The organism is Pseudomonas sp. HMWF021 (genome assembly GCF_003061005.1).
In the GTDB taxonomy this organism is placed as follows: domain Bacteria; phylum Pseudomonadota; class Gammaproteobacteria; order Pseudomonadales; family Pseudomonadaceae; genus Aquipseudomonas.
The window spans coordinates 16548-38655 of record NZ_QAIK01000164.1 but is presented as its reverse complement, the minus strand read 5'-3'; the positions used below and the strand labels follow the sequence as shown (position 1 = coordinate 38655).

Annotated in this window: 19 protein-coding genes; 2 read left to right on the top strand and 17 right to left on the bottom strand. The window is 61.1% G+C overall.

The features are described from left to right. Positions 1–79: 79 nt before the first annotated feature. The 4 genes from hldE to msbA all read right to left on the bottom strand — a co-directional run bounded on the left by hldE (position 80) and on the right by msbA (position 4948). A complete protein-coding gene (gene hldE, locus DBR18_RS23495; protein ID WP_108592169.1) occupies positions 80–1501 on the bottom strand; it encodes a bifunctional D-glycero-beta-D-manno-heptose-7-phosphate kinase/D-glycero-beta-D-manno-heptose 1-phosphate adenylyltransferase HldE in 1422 nt (473 codons plus the stop codon). Between the two features lie 102 nt (positions 1502–1603). Next, positions 1604–2215 (bottom strand): adenylyl-sulfate kinase, encoded by a 612-nt coding sequence (cysC, locus tag DBR18_RS23490; protein ID WP_108592113.1) that lies wholly within the window; start codon positions 2213–2215, stop codon positions 1604–1606. Beyond that, the gene (locus tag DBR18_RS23485; RefSeq protein ID WP_108592112.1) at positions 2208–2912 is read right to left on the bottom strand and encodes a sulfotransferase family 2 domain-containing protein; all 705 of its coding nucleotides are present in this window, start codon (positions 2910–2912) and stop codon (positions 2208–2210) included. The genes cysC and DBR18_RS23485 overlap by 8 nt, the downstream gene beginning before the upstream one ends. A gap of 233 nt (positions 2913–3145) precedes the next feature. Further along, positions 3146–4948: a lipid A export permease/ATP-binding protein MsbA gene (gene msbA, locus DBR18_RS23480; protein WP_108592111.1), complete on the bottom strand. Its 1803-nt coding sequence runs from the start codon at positions 4946–4948 to the stop codon at positions 3146–3148. Positions 4949–5101: 153 nt separating this feature from the next. Between msbA and DBR18_RS23475 the strand changes: the two genes are divergently transcribed. After that, positions 5102–6967 carry a bifunctional O-antigen ligase/aminoglycoside phosphotransferase family protein gene (locus tag DBR18_RS23475; protein WP_108592110.1) on the top strand — a complete coding sequence of 622 codons (1866 nt, stop codon included), beginning with the start codon at positions 5102–5104 and terminating at the stop codon, positions 6965–6967. Beyond that, positions 6967–8184 carry an acyltransferase gene (locus tag DBR18_RS23470; RefSeq protein WP_108592109.1) on the top strand — a complete coding sequence of 406 codons (1218 nt, stop codon included), beginning with the start codon at positions 6967–6969 and terminating at the stop codon, positions 8182–8184. The genes DBR18_RS23475 and DBR18_RS23470 overlap by 1 nt, the downstream gene beginning before the upstream one ends. An 18-nt stretch (positions 8185–8202) precedes the next feature. Here DBR18_RS23470 and DBR18_RS23465 read toward each other — a convergent pair whose 3' ends face one another. From DBR18_RS23465 to waaC, 13 genes are all read right to left on the bottom strand, one after another. Further along, positions 8203–9087, bottom strand: a complete 885-nt coding sequence (locus DBR18_RS23465) for a glycosyltransferase (protein WP_108592168.1) — start codon at positions 9085–9087, stop codon at positions 8203–8205. A 14-nt stretch (positions 9088–9101) separates the two neighbouring features. Next, complete coding sequence (locus DBR18_RS23460; RefSeq protein WP_108592108.1) at positions 9102–10256, bottom strand: glycosyltransferase; 1155 nt, start codon at positions 10254–10256, stop codon at positions 9102–9104. After that, entirely contained in the window at positions 10253–11689 is a 1437-nt protein-coding gene (locus DBR18_RS23455) for a PIG-L family deacetylase (protein ID WP_108592107.1), read from the bottom strand. The genes DBR18_RS23460 and DBR18_RS23455 overlap by 4 nt, the downstream gene beginning before the upstream one ends. 8 nt (positions 11690–11697) lie before the next feature. Continuing rightward, positions 11698–12594 (bottom strand): antimicrobial resistance protein Mig-14, encoded by an 897-nt coding sequence (locus DBR18_RS23450; protein WP_108592106.1) that lies wholly within the window; start codon positions 12592–12594, stop codon positions 11698–11700. Beyond that, complete coding sequence (locus tag DBR18_RS23445; RefSeq protein ID WP_027611372.1) at positions 12594–13724, bottom strand: glycosyltransferase; 1131 nt, start codon at positions 13722–13724, stop codon at positions 12594–12596. The genes DBR18_RS23450 and DBR18_RS23445 overlap by 1 nt, the downstream gene beginning before the upstream one ends. Then, positions 13708–15465, bottom strand: coding sequence for a carbamoyltransferase (locus DBR18_RS23440; protein WP_041065832.1), 1758 nt, complete (start codon positions 15463–15465; stop codon positions 13708–13710). Before DBR18_RS23440 ends, DBR18_RS23445 begins: the two co-directional genes overlap by 17 nt. A 171-nt stretch (positions 15466–15636) precedes the next feature. Beyond that, a complete protein-coding gene (locus DBR18_RS23435) occupies positions 15637–15972 on the bottom strand; it encodes a YceK/YidQ family lipoprotein (RefSeq protein WP_177482428.1) in 336 nt (111 codons plus the stop codon). A gap of 212 nt (positions 15973–16184) precedes the next feature. Continuing rightward, positions 16185–17636 (bottom strand): lipopolysaccharide kinase InaA family protein, encoded by a 1452-nt coding sequence (locus DBR18_RS23430; protein ID WP_108592104.1) that lies wholly within the window; start codon positions 17634–17636, stop codon positions 16185–16187. Then, the gene (locus DBR18_RS23425; RefSeq protein WP_108592103.1) at positions 17636–18388 is read right to left on the bottom strand and encodes a lipopolysaccharide kinase InaA family protein; all 753 of its coding nucleotides are present in this window, start codon (positions 18386–18388) and stop codon (positions 17636–17638) included. Before DBR18_RS23425 ends, DBR18_RS23430 begins: the two co-directional genes overlap by 1 nt. Continuing rightward, on the bottom strand, positions 18385–19119 hold the full coding sequence (locus DBR18_RS23420; protein WP_108592102.1) for a lipopolysaccharide kinase InaA family protein: 735 nt from the start codon (positions 19117–19119) through the stop codon (positions 18385–18387). Before DBR18_RS23420 ends, DBR18_RS23425 begins: the two co-directional genes overlap by 4 nt. Beyond that, positions 19119–19925: a lipopolysaccharide core heptose(I) kinase RfaP gene (rfaP, locus tag DBR18_RS23415; protein WP_108592101.1), complete on the bottom strand. Its 807-nt coding sequence runs from the start codon at positions 19923–19925 to the stop codon at positions 19119–19121. The genes DBR18_RS23420 and rfaP overlap by 1 nt, the downstream gene beginning before the upstream one ends. Then, complete coding sequence (locus DBR18_RS23410) at positions 19926–21047, bottom strand: glycosyltransferase family 4 protein (protein WP_108592100.1); 1122 nt, start codon at positions 21045–21047, stop codon at positions 19926–19928. It lies immediately after the preceding gene. Beyond that, on the bottom strand, positions 21047–22108 hold the full coding sequence (waaC, locus tag DBR18_RS23405; RefSeq protein WP_047600759.1) for a lipopolysaccharide heptosyltransferase I: 1062 nt from the start codon (positions 22106–22108) through the stop codon (positions 21047–21049). Before waaC ends, DBR18_RS23410 begins: the two co-directional genes overlap by 1 nt.

Sequence of the window (22108 nt, the reverse complement as noted above, 5' to 3'; positions counted from 1 at the left end):
AAGATCGCAGCCTGCGGCAGCCCCTACATGGGAATGCATTCCCTGTAGGGCTGCCGCAGGCTGCGATCTTTTGTTTGAATCAATGACCTCGGATTTTTTCCACGATTGCCGTGGTCGAGCTGTTTTCCACCAGCCCCAACACCTTCACCGTGCCGCCATAAGCCTTGACGATATCGGCGCCGACCACCTGATCGATACCGTAATCACCGCCCTTGACCAGTACGTCCGGCTTGACCTCGCGCAGCAGGTTTTCCGGGGTGCCTTCCGGGAAGCTGATCACCCAGTCCACCGCGCCAAGGCCGGCGAGGACCGCCATGCGCCGGTCGACGCTGTTGATCGGACGTCCCGGCCCTTTCAGGCGGCTGACGGAGGCGTCATCGTTGATCGCCACGATCAGACGGTCGCCTTGGGCGCGTGCCTGCTCGAGGTAGGTCACGTGACCGGCGTGCAGAATATCGAAACAGCCATTGGTGAAGACGATGCGCTCGTTGTGCGCACGGGCATCGGCCACCGCCAGTACCAACTGTTCCAGCCCCAGAACACCACGTTCCGAGCCTTCTTCACGCTGGATCGCGCGGCGCAGTTCCGGGGCGCTGATCGCCGCCGTACCGAGCTTGCCCACCACGATCCCTGCCGCCAGGTTGGCCAGCGCCACCGCGTGCGGCAGTTCTTCACCGGCGGCAATCGCTGCTGCCAGGGTGGATATCACCGTGTCACCGGCACCGGTCACGTCAAACACTTCGCGGGCGCGGGCCGGCAGGTGCAGTGCAGGATGATCCGGGCGCAGCAGGGTCATGCCGTGCTCGCCCCGAGTCACCAGCAGTGCGCCGAGGTCGAGGTCATGCATCAGCGTTGCGCCCTTGCTCACCAGTTCGTGCTCATCGGCGCAACCGCCGACGATGGCTTCGAACTCGCTGAGGTTCGGGGTGATCAGGCTCGCACCACGATAGATCGAAAAATCCTTGCCCTTGGGATCGGCCAGCACCGGAATGCCTTTGGCACGGGCCGCCTGAATCAACGCCTGATGGTTTTTCAGTGCACCTTTGCCGTAGTCGGACAGCACCAGGACCTTGATCCCTTCGAGCAGATCATCGACCTGCGAAGCCAGGGCCAGCGCATCGGTGGCAAACGGCTCTTCGAAGTCGATACGCAGCAATTGCTGGTGCCGGCTCATGACCCGCAGCTTGACGATGGTCGGCTGGTGCGCAATGCGCTGGAACAGCGCCCGCACGCCCGCACCCTTGAGGCTGTTGCTCAGGCTGTCGGCGGCTTCGTCGTCACCGGTCACACCGACCAGCGACGCCGGCGCACCCAGCGCGGCAATGTTCAAGGCAACGTTGGCAGCACCGCCCGGGCGGTCTTCGATTTGCTCGACTTTTACGACCGGAACCGGTGCCTCAGGGGAAATCCGTGAGGTTCCACCATGCCAGTAACGGTCGAGCATGACATCGCCGACCACCAAGACAGGGGCTTGATCGAATCGCGGCATGGACAACTTCATGGAGCAACCCACATACAAAATGAACAGGGGCGCGATATTAACACAGGGTTGGCGATGGCTTGTGCGACGGCTGCAACAGGATGAAACGACAGGCTTTTTTGCTCATTTTTTGATCAGAAAAGAAGCCAGGCGATGACAGGCATGACTCAACTCGACCTCGTCGGTATCGATCCGGCACTCGGCGGCCAAGGGCGCCTCATACGGGCTGTCGATTCCGGTGAAGTCCTTGATCCGCCCTTCTCGCGCCGCCCGGTACAGCCCCTTGGGATCGCGTCGGGCGCAGACTTCCAGAGACGTGCTGACGTGCACTTCAATAAAATCACCTTCGGCGAACAGCTGCCGCGCCGTGTCGCGCTCGGCCCTGAATGGTGAAATGGCCGCCACGATCACGATCAACCCGGCATCCACCATCAACCGCGCTACTTCGGCGGTGCGCCGAATGTTCTCGCGCCGACAAGCCTCGGCCATGCCCAGATCCCGGCAAAGACCGCTGCGCAGGTTGTCGCCATCAAGCAGGAACGTGTGCAACCCGAACTGATGCAGATGCACCTCCAGCGCATTAGCCAGGGTCGATTTGCCGGCACCGGACAACCCGGTCAACCACAGACAACGTGGCTGCTGCAACTTCAACGCGGCGCGGGCCTGCGCGGGAAGTGCCAGACTATAGGGCCGAATGGCCGGTGGCGGGGGCAAAACCGAGCGCGCTTCATTCATAGCCAAGCATCTCGTAGTCACGTGCATAGACCCGCCGCACCAGACGCCGGGTGCGTTGCGTGCAGAATTCACGCGCCGGCAGCGGACGCCGTTGCCGGGAACTGTTGACGTGTTGCAACTGACTTGTCAGCCCGAGGTGTTCGCAGACCAGACTGAAGTCCCGCTCCAGATGTTCCTGGTAACCGATGAAGTCCAGCGCCAGGCGGCCCAGCGAATCGGTGAGAAAGTCGGTTTGTGCAGCAAAGTGCAATTGTCGTGCGATGGTGTCGGCGTGTAGCCAGCGCGCGACAAAATCATCGAAGTCGCGGTAATGCCTGACCAGTTGCTGCGCCGCGTGGTCACGGTTGCTCAGCTCGTTGCCGCGCAGGAAAGCGTACGCCGAGTAGGCTCGCTCCAGCGGATCCCGTACAAAGGCGAATTTGTACGCCGAGGCGAACTGCGCCGGAAACTGCTCTTCGTACCAGTACAGCGGCAAATGCCCCGGCCGCCACCCCTCGAACATGGCCGCACACACGCTGCTGCCAGCACATTTGGGCACATGGATGAACAGACACGAGCGCTGTTCGAAAGCCTGGGGAAAACGCAGGTTGGCCGACATCGACTTGTTCACCACTTGCCGATCAACCACCGACAGGCGTCCGAGCAGGAAAGCCCGCTGCGACTTGGGCAGCAGTTTCCACAGATAGCGTTGCAACATGAGAGTACCCGCGCGACGGGGATGGCCCCCTCGATGGAAGTCAGAGTTCGTTGAGGAACCTTAACAAGCGCGGTGCCCGGATTTATTCCGGTTTGGTCAAGAAGGGTAAAGGTCTGGATACAAACCACTGTGGGAGCGAGCCTGCTCGCGATAGCGGGTGAACATTCGACACGGACGTCGTCTGTTGCAGCGCATTCGCGAGCAGGCTCGCTCCCACAGGGCAGGGCCTGAAGTCAGGCGATGTCTTCGGCCGGAGCATCGAGGCCCATGGCGTTGAGGCGTGCGTAATAGCCGTTTTGCGCCAGCAGCTCGTCGTGAGTGCCGCGCTCGACGATCCGGCCCTGATCCATGACCAGAATCAGATCGGCCTTCTCGATGGTCGACAGACGGTGAGCGATTACCAGCGTGGTGCGGCCCTTCATCACCTGATCCAGCGCTGCCTGAATGTGTCGCTCGGACTCGGTGTCCAGAGCCGAGGTGGCCTCGTCGAGAATCAGCAGCGGGGCGTTCTTGAGTAGCGCGCGAGCAATCGCCAGACGCTGGCGCTGACCGCCGGACAGCAGCACGCCGTTCTCGCCGACCTGAGTATCCAGACCTTGCGGCAACTGCGAAATGAAGTCCATCGCGTAGGCGTCACGTGCCGCTTTCTCGATGTCTTCGCGCGGTGCGCCAGCCAGATCGCCATAAGCGATGTTGTTGGCCACGGTGTCGCTGAACAGGGTCACGTGCTGGGTCACCTGGGCGATGTGGCGGCGCAGGTTGAGCAGTTTGTACTGCTCGACTTCCACCTCGTCGATGAGGATTTCGCCCTTGTCGTGGTGATAGAAGCGCGGAATCAGGTTGGCCAGCGTCGACTTGCCGCTGCCGGAACGGCCGACCAGCGCCACCATCTGCCCCGGCTCGGCCGAGAAGCTGATGTTGTCGAGCACCTGACGTTCAGTGCCCGGGTAGGTAAAGCTCAGGTTGCGTACATCCAGACGTCCGGTGACCGAGTCACGCTCGACCGTCCCGGTGTCGACTTCCGGCTCGACGTCCAGCTGTTCGAAAATGCTTTCGGCACCGGCCACCCCTTTCTGGATGGTCGAGCTGACTTCGGACAATTGACGGATCGGCTTGGGCAACAGGCCAGCGAGGGTGATGTAGGCAACCATGTCACCCGCCGAGGCGTCACCGCGCAGGAACAGGACGAGGAACATCAGCACCGCCATCGCGGTGTAGATCACCAGTTGCAACATCGGCGTATAGATCGCACCGGTGCGGGTCATGCGCAACTGCTTGTCGGTGTTGCTCTGGCTGGCATTGAGGAAGCGTTTTTCCTCATAGGCCTCGCCGCCGAAGCTGCGTACCACGCGATAGCCCTGGATGGTTTCCGAGGCCACATGGGTAACATCGCCCATGGCCAACTGGATCTTCTTGCTCTGCTTGCGAAATTTCTTGCTCGCGGTGCGCACCATCACGGCGATCAGCGGCAGGATTGCGACCATTACCAGCGTCAGCTTCCAGTTCATGAACAACAGGGAGGCGAACAGGAAGATCACCGTCATGCCTTCACGAATTACGACCTTGATCGCATCTGTAGCCGCCCCCGTGACCATCGTCACGTTGAAGGTGATACGCGAAATCAGGTGACCGGAGTTATGCTTGTCGAAATACCGGTTCGGCAACACCAGCAGGTTGTTGAAGAGTTGCACCCGCAGATCGTGGACAAGGCCCAGTGAAACCTTGGCCAGAAAGTAATTGCCCAGATAGGACCCGAGGCCCTGCCACGCAGCGATCAGGATGATCAGCAGCGGCACGGCCTGCAGCAGTTGCAGGTCACGCAGGTAAGGTACGGAAGGAAACAGAACAGCTTCGGGATTGGACAGGCCGTCGACGAAGTATTTGAGGATGTAGCCAAGCATCGGCTGAGTCGAGGCGAAAATCAGGAAACCGACGATGCTGATCAGAAAAAGGCTGATGTACGGCCGGACGTAGCCGAGCAGGCGGAAGTAGATTTTCAAGCTCGATGGGCTTGCGGCGGCACTGGAGTCGGTCATATCACGCGAAAGTCGATAAAAAGGACGCTGACTTTAGCACAGCTTCTTCAGGGTTCTGGCAATCGGCGAAAGGCTGTTATTGTTAGGCATCTTTTTTTGCATCAAATAGCCATCATTCGAATGGTCATCAACTTCAGGATTGAATCTCACAGCATGCAACTTCGCGGCTTCAGCAGTACGTCCAGTCGAATCTTCGATTTCATCAGCCTGTGGATACTTCCCGTCGGCTACTTCCTGCTCCTGTGCGCGCTGTTCTTCCTGCCAGGTCGCAGCCTGCATCACAAGCTGTTTTACGGGTTGTTCAGCATTCCGGCGTTGATTGCCCTGTGCCTGCGCCCACGGCAGTTCAGGGAACTGCTGCAAGAACCGGTGATTGTCGCTGTACTCGCGTTCGTCTTGTGGGCGCTGCTCAGCCTGTGCTGGGGACCGCACAGCGACGACTCGTTCGGCGGGATGCTCAAGCCTCCCCTGCACACTTTGATGCTGTTCGTCGGCTGCTATCTGGTGGTGCGCTATCGCAGTGACGTTCTTTCGCCGATGCTGTTTGTCGCAGCTGTGGTCGCGCTGATCGCCACATCCTTTTTTCTGATCCGGTTCATCCATCATTACGAACCAGGCGCACGGCTGATAGGTGGCGGTGCGTTCGATAACCCGTTGCTGAGCTCACACCTTTTCGGGTTCTTCTGTGCCTATTGGCTAAGCATCAGCATGTCCTGCAGACATGGCCGCCTGTTATGGCTGAGCCTGCCGGCAATGCTGATCATGTTCGCAGCGGTGATCGCGACGGGTTCCAGAACGCCGCTGGTCGCCCTGACGCTGGCCGCGCTGTGGCTGGGCTTCATTTGCTGGAATCGCCGTTCGCTGGTGATGCTGGGCGCGCTGGCCGCCCTGGGCGTTGCAGTCACCACCCTGTTCTCGAAAATGATCACCGAACGCGGCGACTCCTACCGTTTCGAAATCTGGCAGATCGCCTTGCAGAAAATTGCCGAAACCCCCTGGATCGGCCATGGCTACAGCGCCAGTCTGGCGATCGACCCGGGTGTCGGTTACAGCTTTCAGGAGCCGCACAGTTTTGCGTTGGGTGTGCTTTATTACGTCGGCATCCTGGGCTTTCTGCCCTGGCTGTTCTTCCTCGGCTGGGGCTTGTTGAGCAGTTGGCGTCAACGCGTACAACCGTTGTTGATTATTGCCTCCACCTGGTTGGTGTTCGGTATCGGCGCCGGGTTGACAGAAGGTGGCGGCATCATCTCGCGCCCCAAGGAACACTGGTTCCTGCTGTGGATTCCACTGGCGCTGATTGCTGCACTGAGCATCAATCAACGCGCCAGACGCCTGCTCACCTTCCCGGTGCAGAGGCTGTCGGCGAGCGGTCTGCAGCAGCTCGGGACCGATGCTCAGGTGATTGAAGAAGATGGCCTGGGCCCCAAGGTACTGCGCCTGTCCGATGGCAGTTTCCTCAAGTTGTTCCGTCGCCGCCGCTGGTATACCTCCGGCAGCTTCAACCCTTACTCCGAGCGGTTTGCCATCAATAGCGAACAATTGCGCACAATGGGCATCCCGACCCCGCAGGTGTTGAATCTGTATCGCCTTGACGACGGCAGCAGCGCAGTGCAATACGCTCCGCTGCCAGGCCACACCCTGCGCCAGGTGCTTCAAGGCATTACCGCTCCGGCGGTGCGTCAGGCGCTGGTCGAGCGGTTTGGCAAGTTCATGGCCCGCCTGCACGAGCAGGGCGTGTATTTCCGCTCATTGCATCTGGGCAACGTGCTGGTGCTGGAGGATGGAGAGTTCGGCCTGATTGATCTGGCGGACCTGCGGATCTACCCTTCGCCGCTGAGCCTTTCGCTGCGTCAGCGCAATCTGCGCCACATGCAGCGTTACACCGTCGACAAGCGCTGGCTGTTCGAGGATCATCTCGACGCGTTGCTCCAGGGGTACGCCATGACGGCGTCTAAATCCGCGGTAGACAATCTGCACAGGCAAGTGCTGGCCGGCAATACGGCGGCCCGGGTTCATTGATGATCGAAACCAATCCGCTGATCGCGCCGGCCGCTTACCTGCTGGCCATCGCAACCGCCGCACTGCTGTTGCGCGCGGTGCCGACAATAGCCCGGCATCTGCAGCATTCCAATGAAAGCCGTTACGCGAGTATCGACGGCCTGCGCGGTTACCTGGCGTTCGGCGTGTTCGTGCATCACTCGGTCATCACCTGGATTTTTCTGCGCACCGGGGTGATCGACTTCCCGCCCAGCCCCTTCTATTCGATGCTGGGCCAGGGCAGTGTCGCCCTGTTCTTCATGATCACCGGTTTCCTGTTCTGGAGCCGGCTGCTGGCCCAGGGTCGGCAGTTCGACTGGATGGCGTTCGGCATCTCGCGGCTATTTCGCCTGTACCCGCTGTATCTGCCATTGATGCTGATCGTGTTCACCACGGTGTTCCATTTGCAGAACTGGGAGCTGAAGGTGTCGGTTGTAGATCTGCTCAAGCAAACCCTGGCCTGGCTGACCTTCGACCGTCCGGATGTCAATCTGTACCCGCACACCGGCATGCTGATTTCCAACGTCACCTGGACGCTGGCCTACGAAGTGTTTTTCTATCTGGCGCTGCCGCTGGCCGCCACGGTATTCATCTTCCGAGGCAACTGGCGCCAGGTAGTGCTGTGCCTGATCGGGATCTATGCGCTTTATCAGGTGGTCGGCTGGGAGCACTCGCTGAAGAAACACTTTCTGGCCAGTTTCCTCGGCGGGATCGCTGCGGCGTACTGGGTACGTCGGCCGCAACTGGTGGCCTGGAGCAAGACCGCGCTGGCCGGCGCGGTCGCACTGGTAGCGCTGGCCATCGCCTTCACCGCCTTCAGCCGTGCGTTCAAGACTGCGCCGTTGTTGCTGCTGACGCTGTTTTTCGTGATCGTGGCTTCCGGCAACACCCTGTTCGGCGCACTCAAGCCCCGCAGCATCCGCTGGCTGGGCGAAATCAGCTACAGCACTTACCTGCTCCATGGTTTTGTACTGTGGCTGATGGTTCAGCGCCTGCCGCCGGCCTTGAACCTCGACGCCCGGGACGCCTGGATCTACCTGCCGTTGATCGCATTGTGCACCTGCCTGCTGATCCTGATCAGCAGCACGACGTTTCTGTTGATCGAGCAACCCGGCATGAACGCAGGCAAGAAAGTCGTGAACTGGTTTCGCCAGCGTCAGCAGGGCGGCAAACGCCTGACGGAAAAAACCGCTCGCTGACGTTGAACCGCCGGGACCTCAGTCCTTTTCCAGTGGCGAAAACAGCAAGCGACCCAGGCCACGCCAGGTTTTCTTGTTCCAGGCCTTGAACGGGATCTGCGCCAGCAGCTCCCGCGCCAGTTTGCGGTCGCGGTTGGCGGTTTTCAGAAACATCGAGTTGAGCGACTTGTAACGCACCTCGTCGTACAGCGGATGGTCGCTGAACAGCGCATAGGTACGCAGGATGTTTTCGATCATGAATCGGTGGTTCTTGTAGGAATTGGTGGCGTGCTTGCGGTAGCGCGCCATCACCACGTTCAGACCATCGATGAAGTACCCGGCGCGGGTGACCTTCAGCTCGATATACAAATCTTCAAGGCGAATCGTCGGATCGAACCCGCCTACCTTGTCCAGCGCTTCGCGGCGGATCATCAGGGTCGGCGCTGGCGGATACGGCTTGCGCTCCAGAAACATGTCATCGAAATCCAGACGCCGGAACGGCACGTCGCGACGCTGACGTTTTTCCGGGTAAAGGCTGCCATCGGCGTGCATCAACTCGATGTTGCCGGCGCAGATCCCGACCTCGGGCTTGCCATCCATGTACGCCACCTGAGTGGCAATACGCTCCGGGTACATGATGTCGTCGGAGCCAAATGGCACGATCAGGCTGCCCTTCGAGCGGGCGATGGCGCCGTTCAGCGTATTGGTCAGGCCCTGATTCTGCTGCACGCGAAAATCGAAGCCGTGCTGCGCCTGCAACGCGCTGATGCGTTCGACGCTGTCGTCCTTCGAACCGTCGTCAACCACCAGCAGCTCAATGTTCCTGTAGCTCTGGTCGAGGACGCTGCGAATGCTTTCCTCGATGTACGGGCCGTGGTTGTAAGAGGCGATGATGACAGTGACGAGGGGTTGCGCATCGCTCATGTGTTGTTCAGCGCTCACGGCTGCTCCTTGCGAGCCTGTTCCAGGCCGGAATCGATCAGGTTCAGATATTCCTGACGGAATACCTCGATGTCGTGTTGTTCCTGCAAGTAGCGATAAGCCTGCTCGCCCTTGGCCTTGAGGTCGTCGTCCGCCAGTGCGAGATAGTTATCCAGCGCAGCGACCAGGCTCGGTACGTCCTTGGGCGTGATCGCCAGACCACCGGCACCTTCGATCAGCGGCAACATCGCCGGCACGTTTGACGCAATCACCGGCAGGTGCCCGCTCATGCCTTCGAGCAAGGCCAGCCCCAAGCCTTCAGCCAGCGACGGCATGGTCCAGATATCGAACGCCCGCACGTACTGCAGTGCGTTTTCCTTGAAGCCCAACAGGTGCGCACGACCGCTCAAGCCCAATTGTTCGATCTCGGCTGCCAGCGGCGCCTGCAAACGCCCGGCGCCAATGATCGCCAACTGCGTATTGGGGTACTTGTCCTTGAGTTGGGCGAAAGCCTGCAACAGATAGGTGTGGCCCTTGACCGAAACCAGCCGGCCCAGCGCACCAATCAAGCGCACATGCGGGTCGATGCCCAGCAGCTCGCGCGCTTTCTCACGACTGTGCTGCAAGCCTTCCGCCTGCTCGATATCGATGGCATTGGTAATGGCATAGGTGTTCTGGTCGGTGAAGCCGCAATCGCAATCGAGCAGGTATTGTTTGACCGCTGGCGACACGCCGACGAAGCGCCAGTGCCGATCGATCAGACGCTGTGTCTGGCGACGCCGGTAAAAGCGATCGTATTCGCCAAAACCGTGGGAAATGCCAATGCACAGCGGCACTTTCAGCCAGCGGTTTAGCGCTAGCATCATGTTGACCGGTTTGAAGCGGTTGCAAATCACCACGTCGAATTTTTCCCGGCGGCAGAACTTGTACAGCTGCCACATTGCCCGCAGGCGCATGCCTTTGAGGGACTTGTCGGAAAACTCGAAATACACCGAACGGTCGGCCCGGCTCACTGGCTCGCCCGGCCCGGGTTTGCCCCGCAGGAACGCAGCGGTCACTTCATAGCGCTCGCTCGGCAATGCCTTGACGATCTGCTCGGCGAGGTCGGCAAAGTCATGGGCTTTGACGTTGTAGTCGGGTTGCAGCTGCAACACCTTGGACCGTTGACTCATGACTCTCCCCGCTGGACGCCTGTCTCACCGTGCTTCAATAGCCAGAGCAATTCCTGGCGTCTGACCGCTTTTCGAAAAAATTCGTTTTCGCCGTACACCGACGAGGCCCGCCCGGCCAACACGCGCTGGATCAGTCGGCGCAGGCGACGCTTGAACGGCGCCGGTGGCTGCAGGTCATGCATCATGCCCAGCGCCATGGCTTTGTCGCGCTGCTGCTCGATGGACAGCGACAGGCACAGCGGCTGCATCGGCACCGCCGGATCGAAGGCCGGCGGCAAGGCGATGCCCTGCCCGCTGTCGCCCATCGGCCAGCGGTCGTTGTCATGCAAATGGTTGGCGTAACCGAGTAACGTCGGCTGCCAGTCGAGACCCTGGAGCGCCTGCAAAACCGCTTGCTGGGCGCAGATATGGTCAGGATGCGGATCGAGGGTCGGGTGCGGCAACACGATCACGTCCGGGCGCGCGCGCAGCAGCACTTCACGCAAGTCAGCCAGCAGATTGTTCCAGGTCGGCGCGCCATCGGCGTCGCCCGGCAAAGTGAGCGGGTTCAACTGGCGAAACAGTCGTGTGTCGTTCAGGTCGGCTTCGCGCGAGCCCACGGTCTGATTGGGTGCGGCCTGCATCGCCGCCAGTTGCAGGCAGAAGTAACCGAGTTGCACGCAGTGTTCCTGCGGCACACCGGCCCAACGCGGCACGGCGAGGCTGTCCCAGGCACGCAGACGACCCTTGAGCCGCGCGGCCTCGACCTTGTTCATGCCCATCTGTTGATAGTGTTCGGCTTCGATCTCACCTGCGGTCAGGGTGACGATCCAGGCGTCATCGGCCTGACTGTACAAGCCATAGGCCGCCAACTCGGCATCGTCGGCGTGCGGGGCGATCACCATCACCCGCTGACGGCGGTAGTCCGGTTGCTCCAGCGCCCACAGCAGCGGCTCGCCGGACACCCGGCAGAAGTGCCCGCGCAAACGCAACTGACCTTGCGAAAGGGCCTGTGCCTGACCACTGAGGTTCAGATAACGCAGACCATTGACGCCACGCTCAAAGGTTTGCGCATCAGGATGGGTGCCGCCGATCAGCTCGACGCGCGGATCAAGGAAGCGTCCCAGCCAAGTGCTTTTGACCTTTACCGCGAGGATCAACGTCGCTTCGTCGACCAGCATCACGCCTTCATCCAGACGCAACTGCTCGCCGCTCAAATGCACCTTCGGTTGTGGAGTGAACGGTGGAAAGCTGTACTGGTAATCGTCTTTTGGCGAATAGAACAGGTGATCGGCAAACCACGCCTCGTGGGCGATCCAGCCAACCACTGCGAGCACCAGCGGCAACCACCACGCCACCAGCACCCCGAGCGCAATCAACACGATCAGGGCGATCAGCAAGGTGATGCGTTTATTGCGACGATGACGCTTGAGCAGTTGCTGTTTGCGGCTCATGGGCTGACTCATACGGTGAACACCGGCACAGGATTGCACCAGCGATCCTTGTATTCACGGTCGGCGCGACCGAAGGAAAACCGCAGCGGCTTGTTCAGCGCCCGCGCATGCTCCCAGGCGCTTTGCGTATTGAGGAAGCTCAACACACTGCCTGGGCTGAATTCGCGGGTTTCAGGATCGACGCCGCCATTGATGTACTCGACGCTGATCCACTCCGGCGCTTCGACGCGGTACACCAGTTGAATGGCGATCGGCGCGTCGTTGAGGAAGATCACCGAGCCGATCAGCAGTTCGCGCAGCAGCTCGATGACTTCGGCCATGCGCGCTGCGCCTGTAGCCGGGAAGCCCCAGCGGCGCTGGAACAGATCACAGTAGATCGCCGCCAGTTCTGCACTGGAAAACTCAGTAACGGGACGCACCACACCGCCGGCTTCCTCCAGCAGACGCAGTTCGCGGCGCTGGTTGTAGCGAAACTTCTTCGACAGCTCTTCGGGGGTTCGGGCCATCGCCAGTTGTTCGGCTTGCAACTTGATGCCGCTGAAGCGGCTTTCGTTGAGTGCCGACAGGTAGCGTGCGCGATGACGCAGCGGGGCCTGGGCGTCAGCGGCGGCCGGCAGGATCAGTTCGGCGTTGCCGAGATCGAACAGGCCTTTCTTGCCATTGCGCTTGAGCACGTCCTTGGACAAGGCCAGATCACGGCCCCAGGTCGGGATCGCCGCTTTCACTTCGCCCTGCTGTTCCCAGGCCAGATAACGCACCGGGATGCCGGCCAGATCCGCCAGACGTTCGACAACCATGGGATGTGTCGCGACGCTGCCGCCAAAGCGCTGCCAGGCCTGTGCATAAGTTGAGGCGTCAACGGGCGACCAGCCACGTTCGCGCCAGCCTTGAAATCGGTTGAGCATCAGCCCCTCGGTGCCAGATCGGTAACTTGCGGCAGACGCCAGAAGGTGTCGCGCACCGCACGGTCGGAGAAACGCTCACGCAGACGATCGAGCATCAGCTCGGCGCACTGCCGGCGTTGCTGATCATCCATACCGGCCAAATGTTGCAAGCCTTGTGCAAGATGTTCGGCATCGCCCAGCGGGAACAGAATGCCCACGCCTTCGACCACTTCCTTGGCCCCGCCACAGGCAGTGGCGAGCAATGGCACGCCGGCGGCCATGGCTTCGAGCAGCACCATGCCGAACGGTTCGTGATCGGAACTCAGGGCAAACACATCGAAGGCGCGGAAGTAGTTGCGCGCGTCCGGCACCTGACCGAGAAACAGCACGCGGTCGCCGATACCCAGCTCCCGGGCCAGTTCCTTGAGGTCCTGCTCCAGACGGCCCTTGCCGAGAATCACCAGTTGGCTGTTGCCCGGCAAACCCGGCAACGCGGCAGCAAAACCGTGCAGCAGAGTGGCTTGATCCTTGTCCGGGTGCAGCCGACCGACGTTGCCGACAATGAACGCATCCGCTGCCAACCCAAGGGTTTCGCGCGCTTCGCGGGCCGACACCTGACTGGCCTGCAAGGCCGGCACATCGATGCGGTTGTACAAGGTCTGGATGCGGGTCGACGGCCATTTCGGCAGACAGCGCCGCATGTCGTCGCGCACCGCGTCGGAGACGCCGAGCAGGCTCAGGCGCTTGCGGAAAATGTGTGCGAACAGCTTGCGCGTGCCGCGCTTGTAATCGTCAAACGCGTGGTGCACGCCAATCACCGGCAGCGACGTGCCGAGCAAGGCGATGTAGATCGGCTTGAAGCGATGGGCGATGCAGAAACTGAAATTGCGTGAAGCGGCGATCTTGCGCAGATCGCCGATGGCGCCCAGCTTCAGGCCACGAATGGCCTTGGAGCTGTATTCCATGAACAACACTTCATCGGAAGCACACGCTGCGGCCACTTCGCTATCGGCGGCCCCGGTCAGAAAGACCGTGGTCACCCGATAACCGGTGCCCGCGAACAGGCTGGCGTACTGCCGTGCGCAGTCGAGGAACGGCCCGTCATAGCCGTGACAGAACTGCAGCACATGGCGTTCAGCCGAGCGAGTCATAAGCGTTTGCGCCCTCTTTGACCACCAGAATGTCTTCCATGATCAGGTACTGCAGATCGGAGCCGAAGAACATGTTCAGGGCATCGGTCGGCGAGCAGATCATCGGTTCGCCACGGCGGTTCAGCGAGGTATTCAGCGATACGCCGTTGCCGGTTAGGTTTTCCAGCGCCTTCATCATGTCGTAGTAACGCGGGTTGTATTCGCGCTTGAGCACCTGGGCACGGGAAGTGCCGTCTTCGTGGACGACTTCCGGCACGCGGGTCTTCCACTCTTCCGCCACTTCGAAGGTGAAGGTCATGAACGGTGCCGGGTGATCGATCTTGATCATCTGCGGTGCAACAGTGTCGAGCATCGACGGGCAGAAAGGCCTCCAGCGCTCGCGGAACTTGATCTGGTGGTTGATGCGGTCAGCCACACCGGCCACGCTCGGGCAACCGATGATCGAACGACCGCCGAGCGCACGCGGACCGAACTCCATGCGGCCCTGGAACCAGGCCACCGGGTTGCCATCGACCATGATTTTGGCGATCTGCTCCGGCATGTTGTCGAGCTTGCGCCAGGTCGGCTTGTTCTCGTGACGGGCGCACGCGGCGATCACGTCTTCGTTGCTGTACGACGGGCCGAGATAGACGTGTTCCATCTTCTCGACCGGCACACCACGGGCGTGGGACACATAGGCCGCTGCGCCAACCGCGGTGCCGGCATCGCCGGATGCAGGCTGTACGAACAGCTCCTTGACGTCATCGCGAGCGATGATTTTCTGGTTGAGCTTGACGTTCAACGCACAGCCACCGGCGTAGGCCAGCTTGCCGGTTTCCTTGAGCACGTCGCCCAGGTAGTAATCGATCATCTGCAGCGCGATTTTTTCGAACAGCGCCTGGATGCTCGCGGCGTAGTGAATGTACGGCTCGTCGGCGATGTCGCCTTCGCGCTTGGGACCCAGCCACTCGATCAGTTTCGGCGAGAAGTAGTAACCCTTGCCCTTCTCCTTGTAGCGACGCAGCCCGATCACGTTGGCGTAGTCAGTGTTGATTACCAGCTCGCCGTTCTCGAAGGAAGCCAGACGCGAGAAGTCGTATTTGCTGGCGTCGCCGTACGGCGCCATGCCCATGACCTTGAACTCACCGTCGAGCATGTCGAAGCCGAGGAACTCGGTGATCGCGCCGTACAGGCCGCCCAGGGAGTCCGGATCGAAGAATTCCTTGATCTTGTGGATCTTGCCGTTTTCGCCATAGCCGAAGAAGGTCGTGGCGTACTCGCCCTTGCCGTCGATGCCGAGGATCGCGGTTTTCTCTTTGAAACCCGAGCAGTGGTAGGCGCTGGAGGCGTGAGCCAGGTGGTGCTCGACCGGCTCGATCTTGATCTTCTTCGGATCAAAGCCCAGTTGCTCCAGGCACCAGACGATCTTGTTGCGATAACGCTTGTAGCGACGGTTGCCCATCAGGATCGCGTCGAGTGCACGATCCGGGGCGTACCAGTAACGCTTGGCATACTGCCAGCGGGCCTTGCCGAACAGGCTGATCGGGGCGAACGGAATCGCCACCACGTCAACGTCGGACGGCTTGATGCCGGCCTGTTCCAGGCAGAACTTCGCCGATTCGTAGGGCATGCGGTTCTTTGCATGCTTATCGCGGACGAAGCGCTCTTCTTCAGCCGCCGCCACCAGCTTGCCGTCGATGTACAAGGCGGCTGAAGGGTCATGGCTAAGGGCGCCGGACAGGCCAAGAATCGTCAATGCCACAGGGTCTAGCCTCTTTAGTCTGCATTCAGGCGCGATGCGCCTTGAAAATTGATGTGCCTGCGCACCGGGCGCGAGACAGCTAAAGGGCGGGATTATAGCGTAAACGTGGTGGGAATGACCCAGTGCGAATTGCCCTAAGTGAATCGGCCCCGTAAAGCCTTGCCTTCACATTCAATACCCCCCCGCGCGCCAATATATACCGAGGTTACCGCCACTGACCTGTTGATAAACCGTATACGGCAGCACAACCGTGTCCAGCACCCCGGACAACGGCAGGTCCAGCAGCACGAATGGCAGCAGCACGCCGGTGGGGTCGGGCGGCGCGTGGAGCACGCAGAAGTCGAAGGCCAGCCCGCTGTAGATCCGTGGAATCGACTGGCAGTAGGTTTTCTGTTTGCGCAGGTCTCGGGCGACGTCGGCGTCCATTTGCAGCACCGAGGAGGCGGTGCCGCAGCCGGACAAGATCAAGGCGCAGGCGCTGAGTGCTACAGCGTTTTTGATGGTCAAGGTTTGCCCTCCGAAGTGGTCAGGGCAAGCTAGCATCGGGGCTGGAGCGGGCACAGTTCATGGCTTCTGGAGAAGCTGTAGGACAAGTCAGTGTTGCTTGTCCGCCATTGCTCAATGGGCAATTTATGGGGCTTTGAAGCCCTATCGCGAACAGGCTCACTCCTACAGGGAATGCTTTCCCATGTGGGAGCCAGCCTGCTGGCGAAGGCGGCTCAGGCCGCGCTGGAGATGTCCTTGGGCAACCGCTGATCGATCACCTGATACAGCGCGCTGCTCTCGGGCCAGTTGCGCATGAACCGTGCCCGATCCCGCGCATAGGCCGGTGCGAAACTTCCGACAGAGCCGTGCTGGCACATCGAATCCAGATCGATCAGCGCCCAGCGATCTTCCTGCCAGAACAGGTTATGGCCCTTGAAGTCGCCATGACTGATGCGCTCGGCGATCAATCGTGCAAACAGTTGATCCAGCGCCAACAACTCGGATTCCGGCGCCGCACCGCTTTCAACATACGGCGCAAAGCGCTCGATGATGTCCGGGCCCGGCAGAAACTCGGTCACCAGATAGGCACGGCTGCGCAGCCACAGAAAGCGCTTTTCCAGCACCGCCAGCGGTTTGGGCGTGGCAATGCCGAGGAACGCCAGGCGATTGCCTTCACGCCACGAGTGCCAGGCGCGGCTCGGGCGCCAGAAGCGCTTGAGCCAGTGCGCTAAGCCTTTGATGTTGTAGCGCTTGATCACCAGCGTGCGCCCGGCCACTTCGACCTTGCCAACGCTCGCCGCGCCGCCGGTCTTGTACAGATGACCCTGATCGAGCAGCGCATCGGCCTGATCCAGCACCGGCAACATCGCCGCTTCTTCTTCGCGACGAATAGCCCGCAAGCCAAACGCACCGCGCTGCACACTGAACAACGTGCACTCGCGGCCCACCTTGATCAGGTAATCCTTCAGCCGCCAGGCGCGCACCTTGGCGATCTGCTTCTGCAGGGCTTCCAGCGGCAACGCATGCTCGCTGTTGCTCAGCAGGTAATACACCAGCAATTCCTCGGTGAACGGCTCCAGTGATTTGGGCAACTGGGCGAAAAACACCCCGAGGTTTTCCAGCACTTTCTGCCGCGACAGCGGCTGGCCAGCGGTCTCGGCGCAGATCCCGGCGCCATCGATCAGGTACAACTGACTGCCCTGGCGCAGCAGGTTGTCCAAGTGCAGATCTTCCTGCCACAGCCCTTTGCCATGCAGTTGACCGATAGCGCCCAGCGCCTCGGCGAGTACCGCCGATTGTTCATCCGCCAGCACCGGCAGCGATTCGACCTTCTGCCAGGCCTCGCCGAGGCTTTCAGCGCCTTCGAGGAACTCGAACAACAGCCAGCCACCCTCGCCGTCCTGCAAGCCATCGGCCAACAGCAAAGGCGTGGTCAGACCTTGTTCGGCGAGCAATCTGACGCCTGCCAGTTCACGCTGAAAATGCCGCGCAGCCTTGCTGCCCACCAGCAGCTTGGCCAGCACCGGCCGCCCGCGCCACACCCCGGCGCCGACATAGCGCTGCCCCGGCAGCACCCGCAGCAAGCTCAACAACTGCAAATCCGCAGGACCGGCCGCGTCGGCCAGGCTGATCGTCAGCGGCAGACTCGGCGTACGCCCGGCACTTTTCAGTTCGGACAACCGCATCAGCGGGTCTCCTTGCGACTGCGACGCGCAGTCAGTCGCGAAACCCAACTGTCCACCAGCGAACCGTCGACGGACTGATCGAGATAAGCCGCCAGCAACTCGCGCAATTGCGCCTCGCTCCATTCCGGCGCGCGACGCAGCAACGGCTCCAGATCCTTGACCCGATCACGCAGGCCAAACAACAGGGGCCGGGTCTTTTCCAGGTCGATCAACTGCGCCTTATACGCGTCGCCATCAGCCTGCAAAAAGATGTGTTTCGGATAAAAGCAGCCGTGCACCTGACGCACACCGTGCAGCCGACGCGCCAGTTGTCCACAGGCCTTGAGGATGGCCGACTGCTGCGCTGCAGTCAGGTCGGACCAGCGCCGCAGCAGCGAATCGAGATCATCCCAGCCATCGAGGGCGCGTGTCAGCAGGATTGCCCGGACGTCGCCCTTGACCTTGCGCTCACCGAAAAACACCGCCTGCAGCGCCGGAATCCCCAGTTTCTGGTAACGGCTGATATTGCGAAACTCGCGAGCAAAGCTCGGCTCGCCGAACGGCGCATGCAGGGTGCGGGTCAGGTAGTTGCTCTGGCGCTTGAGGTAGTAAGCCTGCCCTTCCAGCTCCAGGCGAAACACGCTGCTCCAGCCTCCGCCATCGGTATTCGGCTCGTCCACCGCTACAAGCTGCTTGGCCCAGAGCGCATCGAAAGTGCCGAGGCCATGGCGCTCAAGCAGCGCCCGGTCTTCAGCGGCCAGAAAATCAGTCATTCGCGTCCCTCGAAAAATCTCACCACGTGGCGCACCCGTTTCTTGTCGGCAGCATTGAGCCGATCACGTCCGCGATATTGCAGGTAGAAGCGCAGGCGCTGGGTGTTCGACAGATGATACTTGGCCACCTTGTCAAGGCAGGCCAGATCCTTGGTGATGCGGTACTTGAGCCAGAAGCCGCGCCAGAATTCGCCGTTCGGGCAGTCGATGAAATACAACTGCGCCTGATCGTCGATCAGCAGGTTGCGCCACTTCAGATCGTTATGGGTGAAACGGTGGTCATGCATGATCCGTGTGTAAGCGGCCAATTGCCGGCTGACACCATCGACCCAGGCGCGATCCTTGAGTTTCGGATCATTGCGCTCGGCCAGCGCCGACAGGTCCTCGGTGCGCGGCAACTCGCGGGTGATCATCGCGCCACGGTTGTACGCCGCGCCACGTCGCTCCAGCCCCCAGGCCACCACTTCGGCGGTGGGGATGCCCCACTTGGCGAAGCGCTTGAGGTTCTGCCACTCCATCTTCACCCGTGGCTTGCCCAGGTAACGGCGCAAGCCTTTACCGGCGCCGACGTAGCGTTTGACGTAGTAATTGACGCCATTGCGCTGCACGCGGATGACTTCGGACAGCGGATCACGGGTCAGACGTTCGCCCTGCAGGGCAAACACCGCTTCGAGGCTACCAAAGTCTTCGGCCAGTTCGCTGTATTGCGGTTCAAGCGTCCAGCCCGCCATCAGAGCGCATCCCCGTAACGCTGTTTGCGCGCATAAAGCTTGTTGGCCTTGCCTTCGAGCCAGCTCAGCAACGGCGCTTCTTCGGCGAGGATCTGCCGTAGCGGCTGCTGGAAGTAGCCCTTGAGGAAACGCAGCTTGTCGCGTCGGGTCAGGCCGATGTCCAGCGCCGAGAAATACAGCGCGGCCAGGTCCTTGTTGCGCCAGCGTTGAGTAATACGTGGGCGGGTCTGGGCGCGGTGCAGGTCGATCACCGAGAGCTTGAAATCGTCCGGGGTGATCGGCTTGTCGGTGTGCAACAGGAAGTGGCAGATGTAGCAGTCGCGGTGGTTGACCCCGGCGCGGTGCATCATGCCGGTCATGCGCGCGACTTCAGCGATCAGTGCGCGCTTGAGTGCAGGCGCAGGCGGGTTCTTGACCCAATCGATGCTGAAATCTTCGAGGCTGATGGTCGGCGCCAGTTCTTCGGTGACGATGAACGAATGCTGATCGGCCGGGTTGCTGCCCTTCTCACCGTAAGCCACGGCGGTCATGGTCGGCACGCCGACTTCCTGCAGACGCTGGATTGCCTTCCACTCCTGACCCGCGCCGAGCACCGGCAGCTTGGCGGTCAGCAGGTTCTTGAAGATCTCGCCCCAACCGATGCCCCGGTGGATCTTGACGAAAAATCCGTTGCCGTCGACTTCCGTGCGCAGCGTGCGTCGAGCTTCCAGCTCGCGGTAGACCTCGCCCTGCAAGCCTTCGACTTCGGCGAACGGGTCGCGCCCGGCCCAAAGGCTCTTGAACGGTTCAGCCAGCATCAACTTCATTTAAGCGTGCTCCGCCAGAATCACATCGGCCGCGTGCTGCGGCATGCTGTAGAGGTCGGCCGTCTCGGCGAAGGCCAGACCATTGCGGCTCCAGGCCGCGCGTGCAGCGTCGTCATTCAACATGTCAGTCAGGTATTGCGTCAGTTGCGCCTGATCGAACGGTTCGTCCAGCACGCGCCCGGCGTCCGCCTCGGCAATGTAATGGGCATAACCGCAGACCGCGCTGACCAGCACCGGCAAACCGGCGACCAGCGCTTCGAGCAGCACGGTGCCGGTATTTTCGTTGTACGCCGGGTGGATCAACAGATCGGCGCCGAGCAGGAAACGCGGGATATCGCTGCGGCCCTTGAGAAACGTCACGTTGTCGCCCAGGCCCAAAGTGGCACTCTGCATCTGGAACAATTTGGGGTCATCCTGGCCGATTACAAACAGCCGGGTGCGCTTCTTCAGCTCGACGGGCAATGCGGCCAGGGCTTTCAGGCTGCGATCGACGCCCTTGGTCTTGAACCCGGAGCCGATCTGCACCAGCAGCAGTTCGTCGTCCTTGAGGTTGAATTCGGCGCGGAAACCGGCACGAATCTCGTCGGCATCCGCCGGCCGCCGACGATCCTGGGCGATGCCCGGCGGCAGCAAGTGGAAGCGCTCAAGCGGCGTGTCGTAATGCTTGATGAACAGCGGCTGCTGCACTTCGGAAATCATCAGCACTTCAGTTTTTGCGTCCTTGGCGAACACCGCGCGCTCGTACTCGGCGAAGTGGCGATAGCGGCCCCAGCGGCGGTACAGCGAATGGCGCAGGTTCTGCGCCTTGTCTTCAAAGCAGCCGTCGGCAGCGTAATAGACGTCCAGCCCCGGCATCTTGTTGAAGCCGATCAGGCGATCCACCGGGCGCTTGGCCAGATCCGCTTCCATCCACGCGCTGAGTTTTTCATTGCGCCGATGGTTGAAGAACGCCTTGACCGGCGCCACCAGCACTTCGAAACCGGGCGGCACGTCGCCTTCCCAGATCAGGGTGTAGACGCGAATCTGATGGCCGCGCTTCTGGCATTCGAGGGCGATGCGCATGAAATCGCGCTGCAAGCCACCGAACGGGAAATATTTGTACAGGACGAATGCCAATTGCATCAGCGCAGCTCCTCAGCCATTAACAACGTGCTCAGTCGGCTGGCGACACGCTCGGGGTTTACACGCGTGAAGCACAGAGGCTGCTCGCGTTTCAGGTCAAACTGACGGGCATCCTGCGCGGTCGGTTGATACGTACATTTCTTTTGCAGGCAAGGGGCGCAGGGGAAATCACTGGCCATATGAATCTGCACCTTGCCGTAGGCGCCAGTCAGGCCCGGATTGGTCGGGCCGAACAGCGAAATCGTCGGCACATCCAGCGCGGCTGCAAGGTGACCGAGACCGGTGTCCACCGCCACGCAGGCCTGGGCGCCGGCCAGCACTTTGCCGACGCCGGCCAGATTCAGCTTCGGCAGCACTTCGGCGTGTTTGAACCCAGCAGCAATGCGCTCGGCTCGGGCCTTTTCCAGCGGGTTGCCCCACGGCAGTTTGACCCCGACGCCCAGATAGCCGACGCGCTCGGTCAGCTCGCGCCAGTAGGCTTCCGGCCAGTGTTTGGTGTCCCACGTGGTGCCGTGCAGGAACACCACGAAGGCGCTCTTGCGCGGCAGTTCCACCAGACGCTCGACATTGAGGCCGTAATCGCCCAGGCCCTTGGGCAGGTCGTAGCCGAGGGCGATAGCGAACAGTTGACGCACTCGCTCCACCGCATGTTGTCCACGGGCCACTGCCAGTTTGCGGTCGTAGAAACGCGCGGCGATCGGCTCGCGCGCCGAGCCTTTGTCGAGGCCGGCCACCGGGGCTTTGACGTAGCGGGTCAGCCAGGCGCTTTTCAGCAGGCCCTGGGCGTCGATCACCAGATCATATTTGCTGGCGCGCACGCTTTGCTTGAAGCGCTTCCACTCGCCGCTCTTAATGGTCTGCCAGAGGTTCTTGCGCCAGCGGCGGATCGCCACCGGAATCACCTTGCCGACGGCCGGGTGCCAGGTCGGGATCTCGGCGAAGCCTTCTTCCACCACCCAGTCGAACTTGATCCCGGGGATGGCCCGGGCCGCGTCGGTCAGCGCTGGCAACGCGTGAATCACGTCGCCCAGCGATGAAGTCTTGATCAGCAATACCCGCAA

What these genes read in the sequence shown, in the direction of transcription:
- DBR18_RS23410 (WP_108592100.1), bottom strand. Translation starts at nt 21,047, where the DNA reads ATGCAATTGGCATTCGTCCTGTACAAATATTTCCCGTTCGGTGGCTTG.
- DBR18_RS23430 (WP_108592104.1), bottom strand. Translation starts at nt 17,636, where the DNA reads ATGCGGTTGTCCGAACTGAAAAGTGCCGGGCGTACGCCGAGTCTGCCG.
- DBR18_RS23425 (WP_108592103.1), bottom strand. Translation starts at nt 18,388, where the DNA reads ATGACTGATTTTCTGGCCGCTGAAGACCGGGCGCTGCTTGAGCGCCAT.
- DBR18_RS23460 (WP_108592108.1), bottom strand. Translation starts at nt 10,256, where the DNA reads ATGAGTCAACGGTCCAAGGTGTTGCAGCTGCAACCCGACTACAACGTC.
- DBR18_RS23470 (WP_108592109.1), top strand. Translation starts at nt 6,967, where the DNA reads ATGATCGAAACCAATCCGCTGATCGCGCCGGCCGCTTACCTGCTGGCC.
- DBR18_RS23450 (WP_108592106.1), bottom strand. Translation starts at nt 12,594, where the DNA reads ATGCTCAACCGATTTCAAGGCTGGCGCGAACGTGGCTGGTCGCCCGTT.
- DBR18_RS23485 (WP_108592112.1), bottom strand. Translation starts at nt 2,912, where the DNA reads ATGTTGCAACGCTATCTGTGGAAACTGCTGCCCAAGTCGCAGCGGGCT.
- DBR18_RS23420 (WP_108592102.1), bottom strand. Translation starts at nt 19,119, where the DNA reads ATGGCGGGCTGGACGCTTGAACCGCAATACAGCGAACTGGCCGAAGAC.
- msbA (WP_108592111.1), bottom strand. Translation starts at nt 4,948, where the DNA reads ATGACCGACTCCAGTGCCGCCGCAAGCCCATCGAGCTTGAAAATCTAC.
- DBR18_RS23475 (WP_108592110.1), top strand. Translation starts at nt 5,102, where the DNA reads ATGCAACTTCGCGGCTTCAGCAGTACGTCCAGTCGAATCTTCGATTTC.
- cysC (WP_108592113.1), bottom strand. Translation starts at nt 2,215, where the DNA reads ATGAATGAAGCGCGCTCGGTTTTGCCCCCGCCACCGGCCATTCGGCCC.
- DBR18_RS23465 (WP_108592168.1), bottom strand. Translation starts at nt 9,087, where the DNA reads ATGAGCGATGCGCAACCCCTCGTCACTGTCATCATCGCCTCTTACAAC.
- DBR18_RS23455 (WP_108592107.1), bottom strand. Translation starts at nt 11,689, where the DNA reads ATGAGCCGCAAACAGCAACTGCTCAAGCGTCATCGTCGCAATAAACGC.
- hldE (WP_108592169.1), bottom strand. Translation starts at nt 1,501, where the DNA reads ATGAAGTTGTCCATGCCGCGATTCGATCAAGCCCCTGTCTTGGTGGTC.
- rfaP (WP_108592101.1), bottom strand. Translation starts at nt 19,925, where the DNA reads ATGAAGTTGATGCTGGCTGAACCGTTCAAGAGCCTTTGGGCCGGGCGC.
- DBR18_RS23445 (WP_027611372.1), bottom strand. Translation starts at nt 13,724, where the DNA reads ATGACTCGCTCGGCTGAACGCCATGTGCTGCAGTTCTGTCACGGCTAT.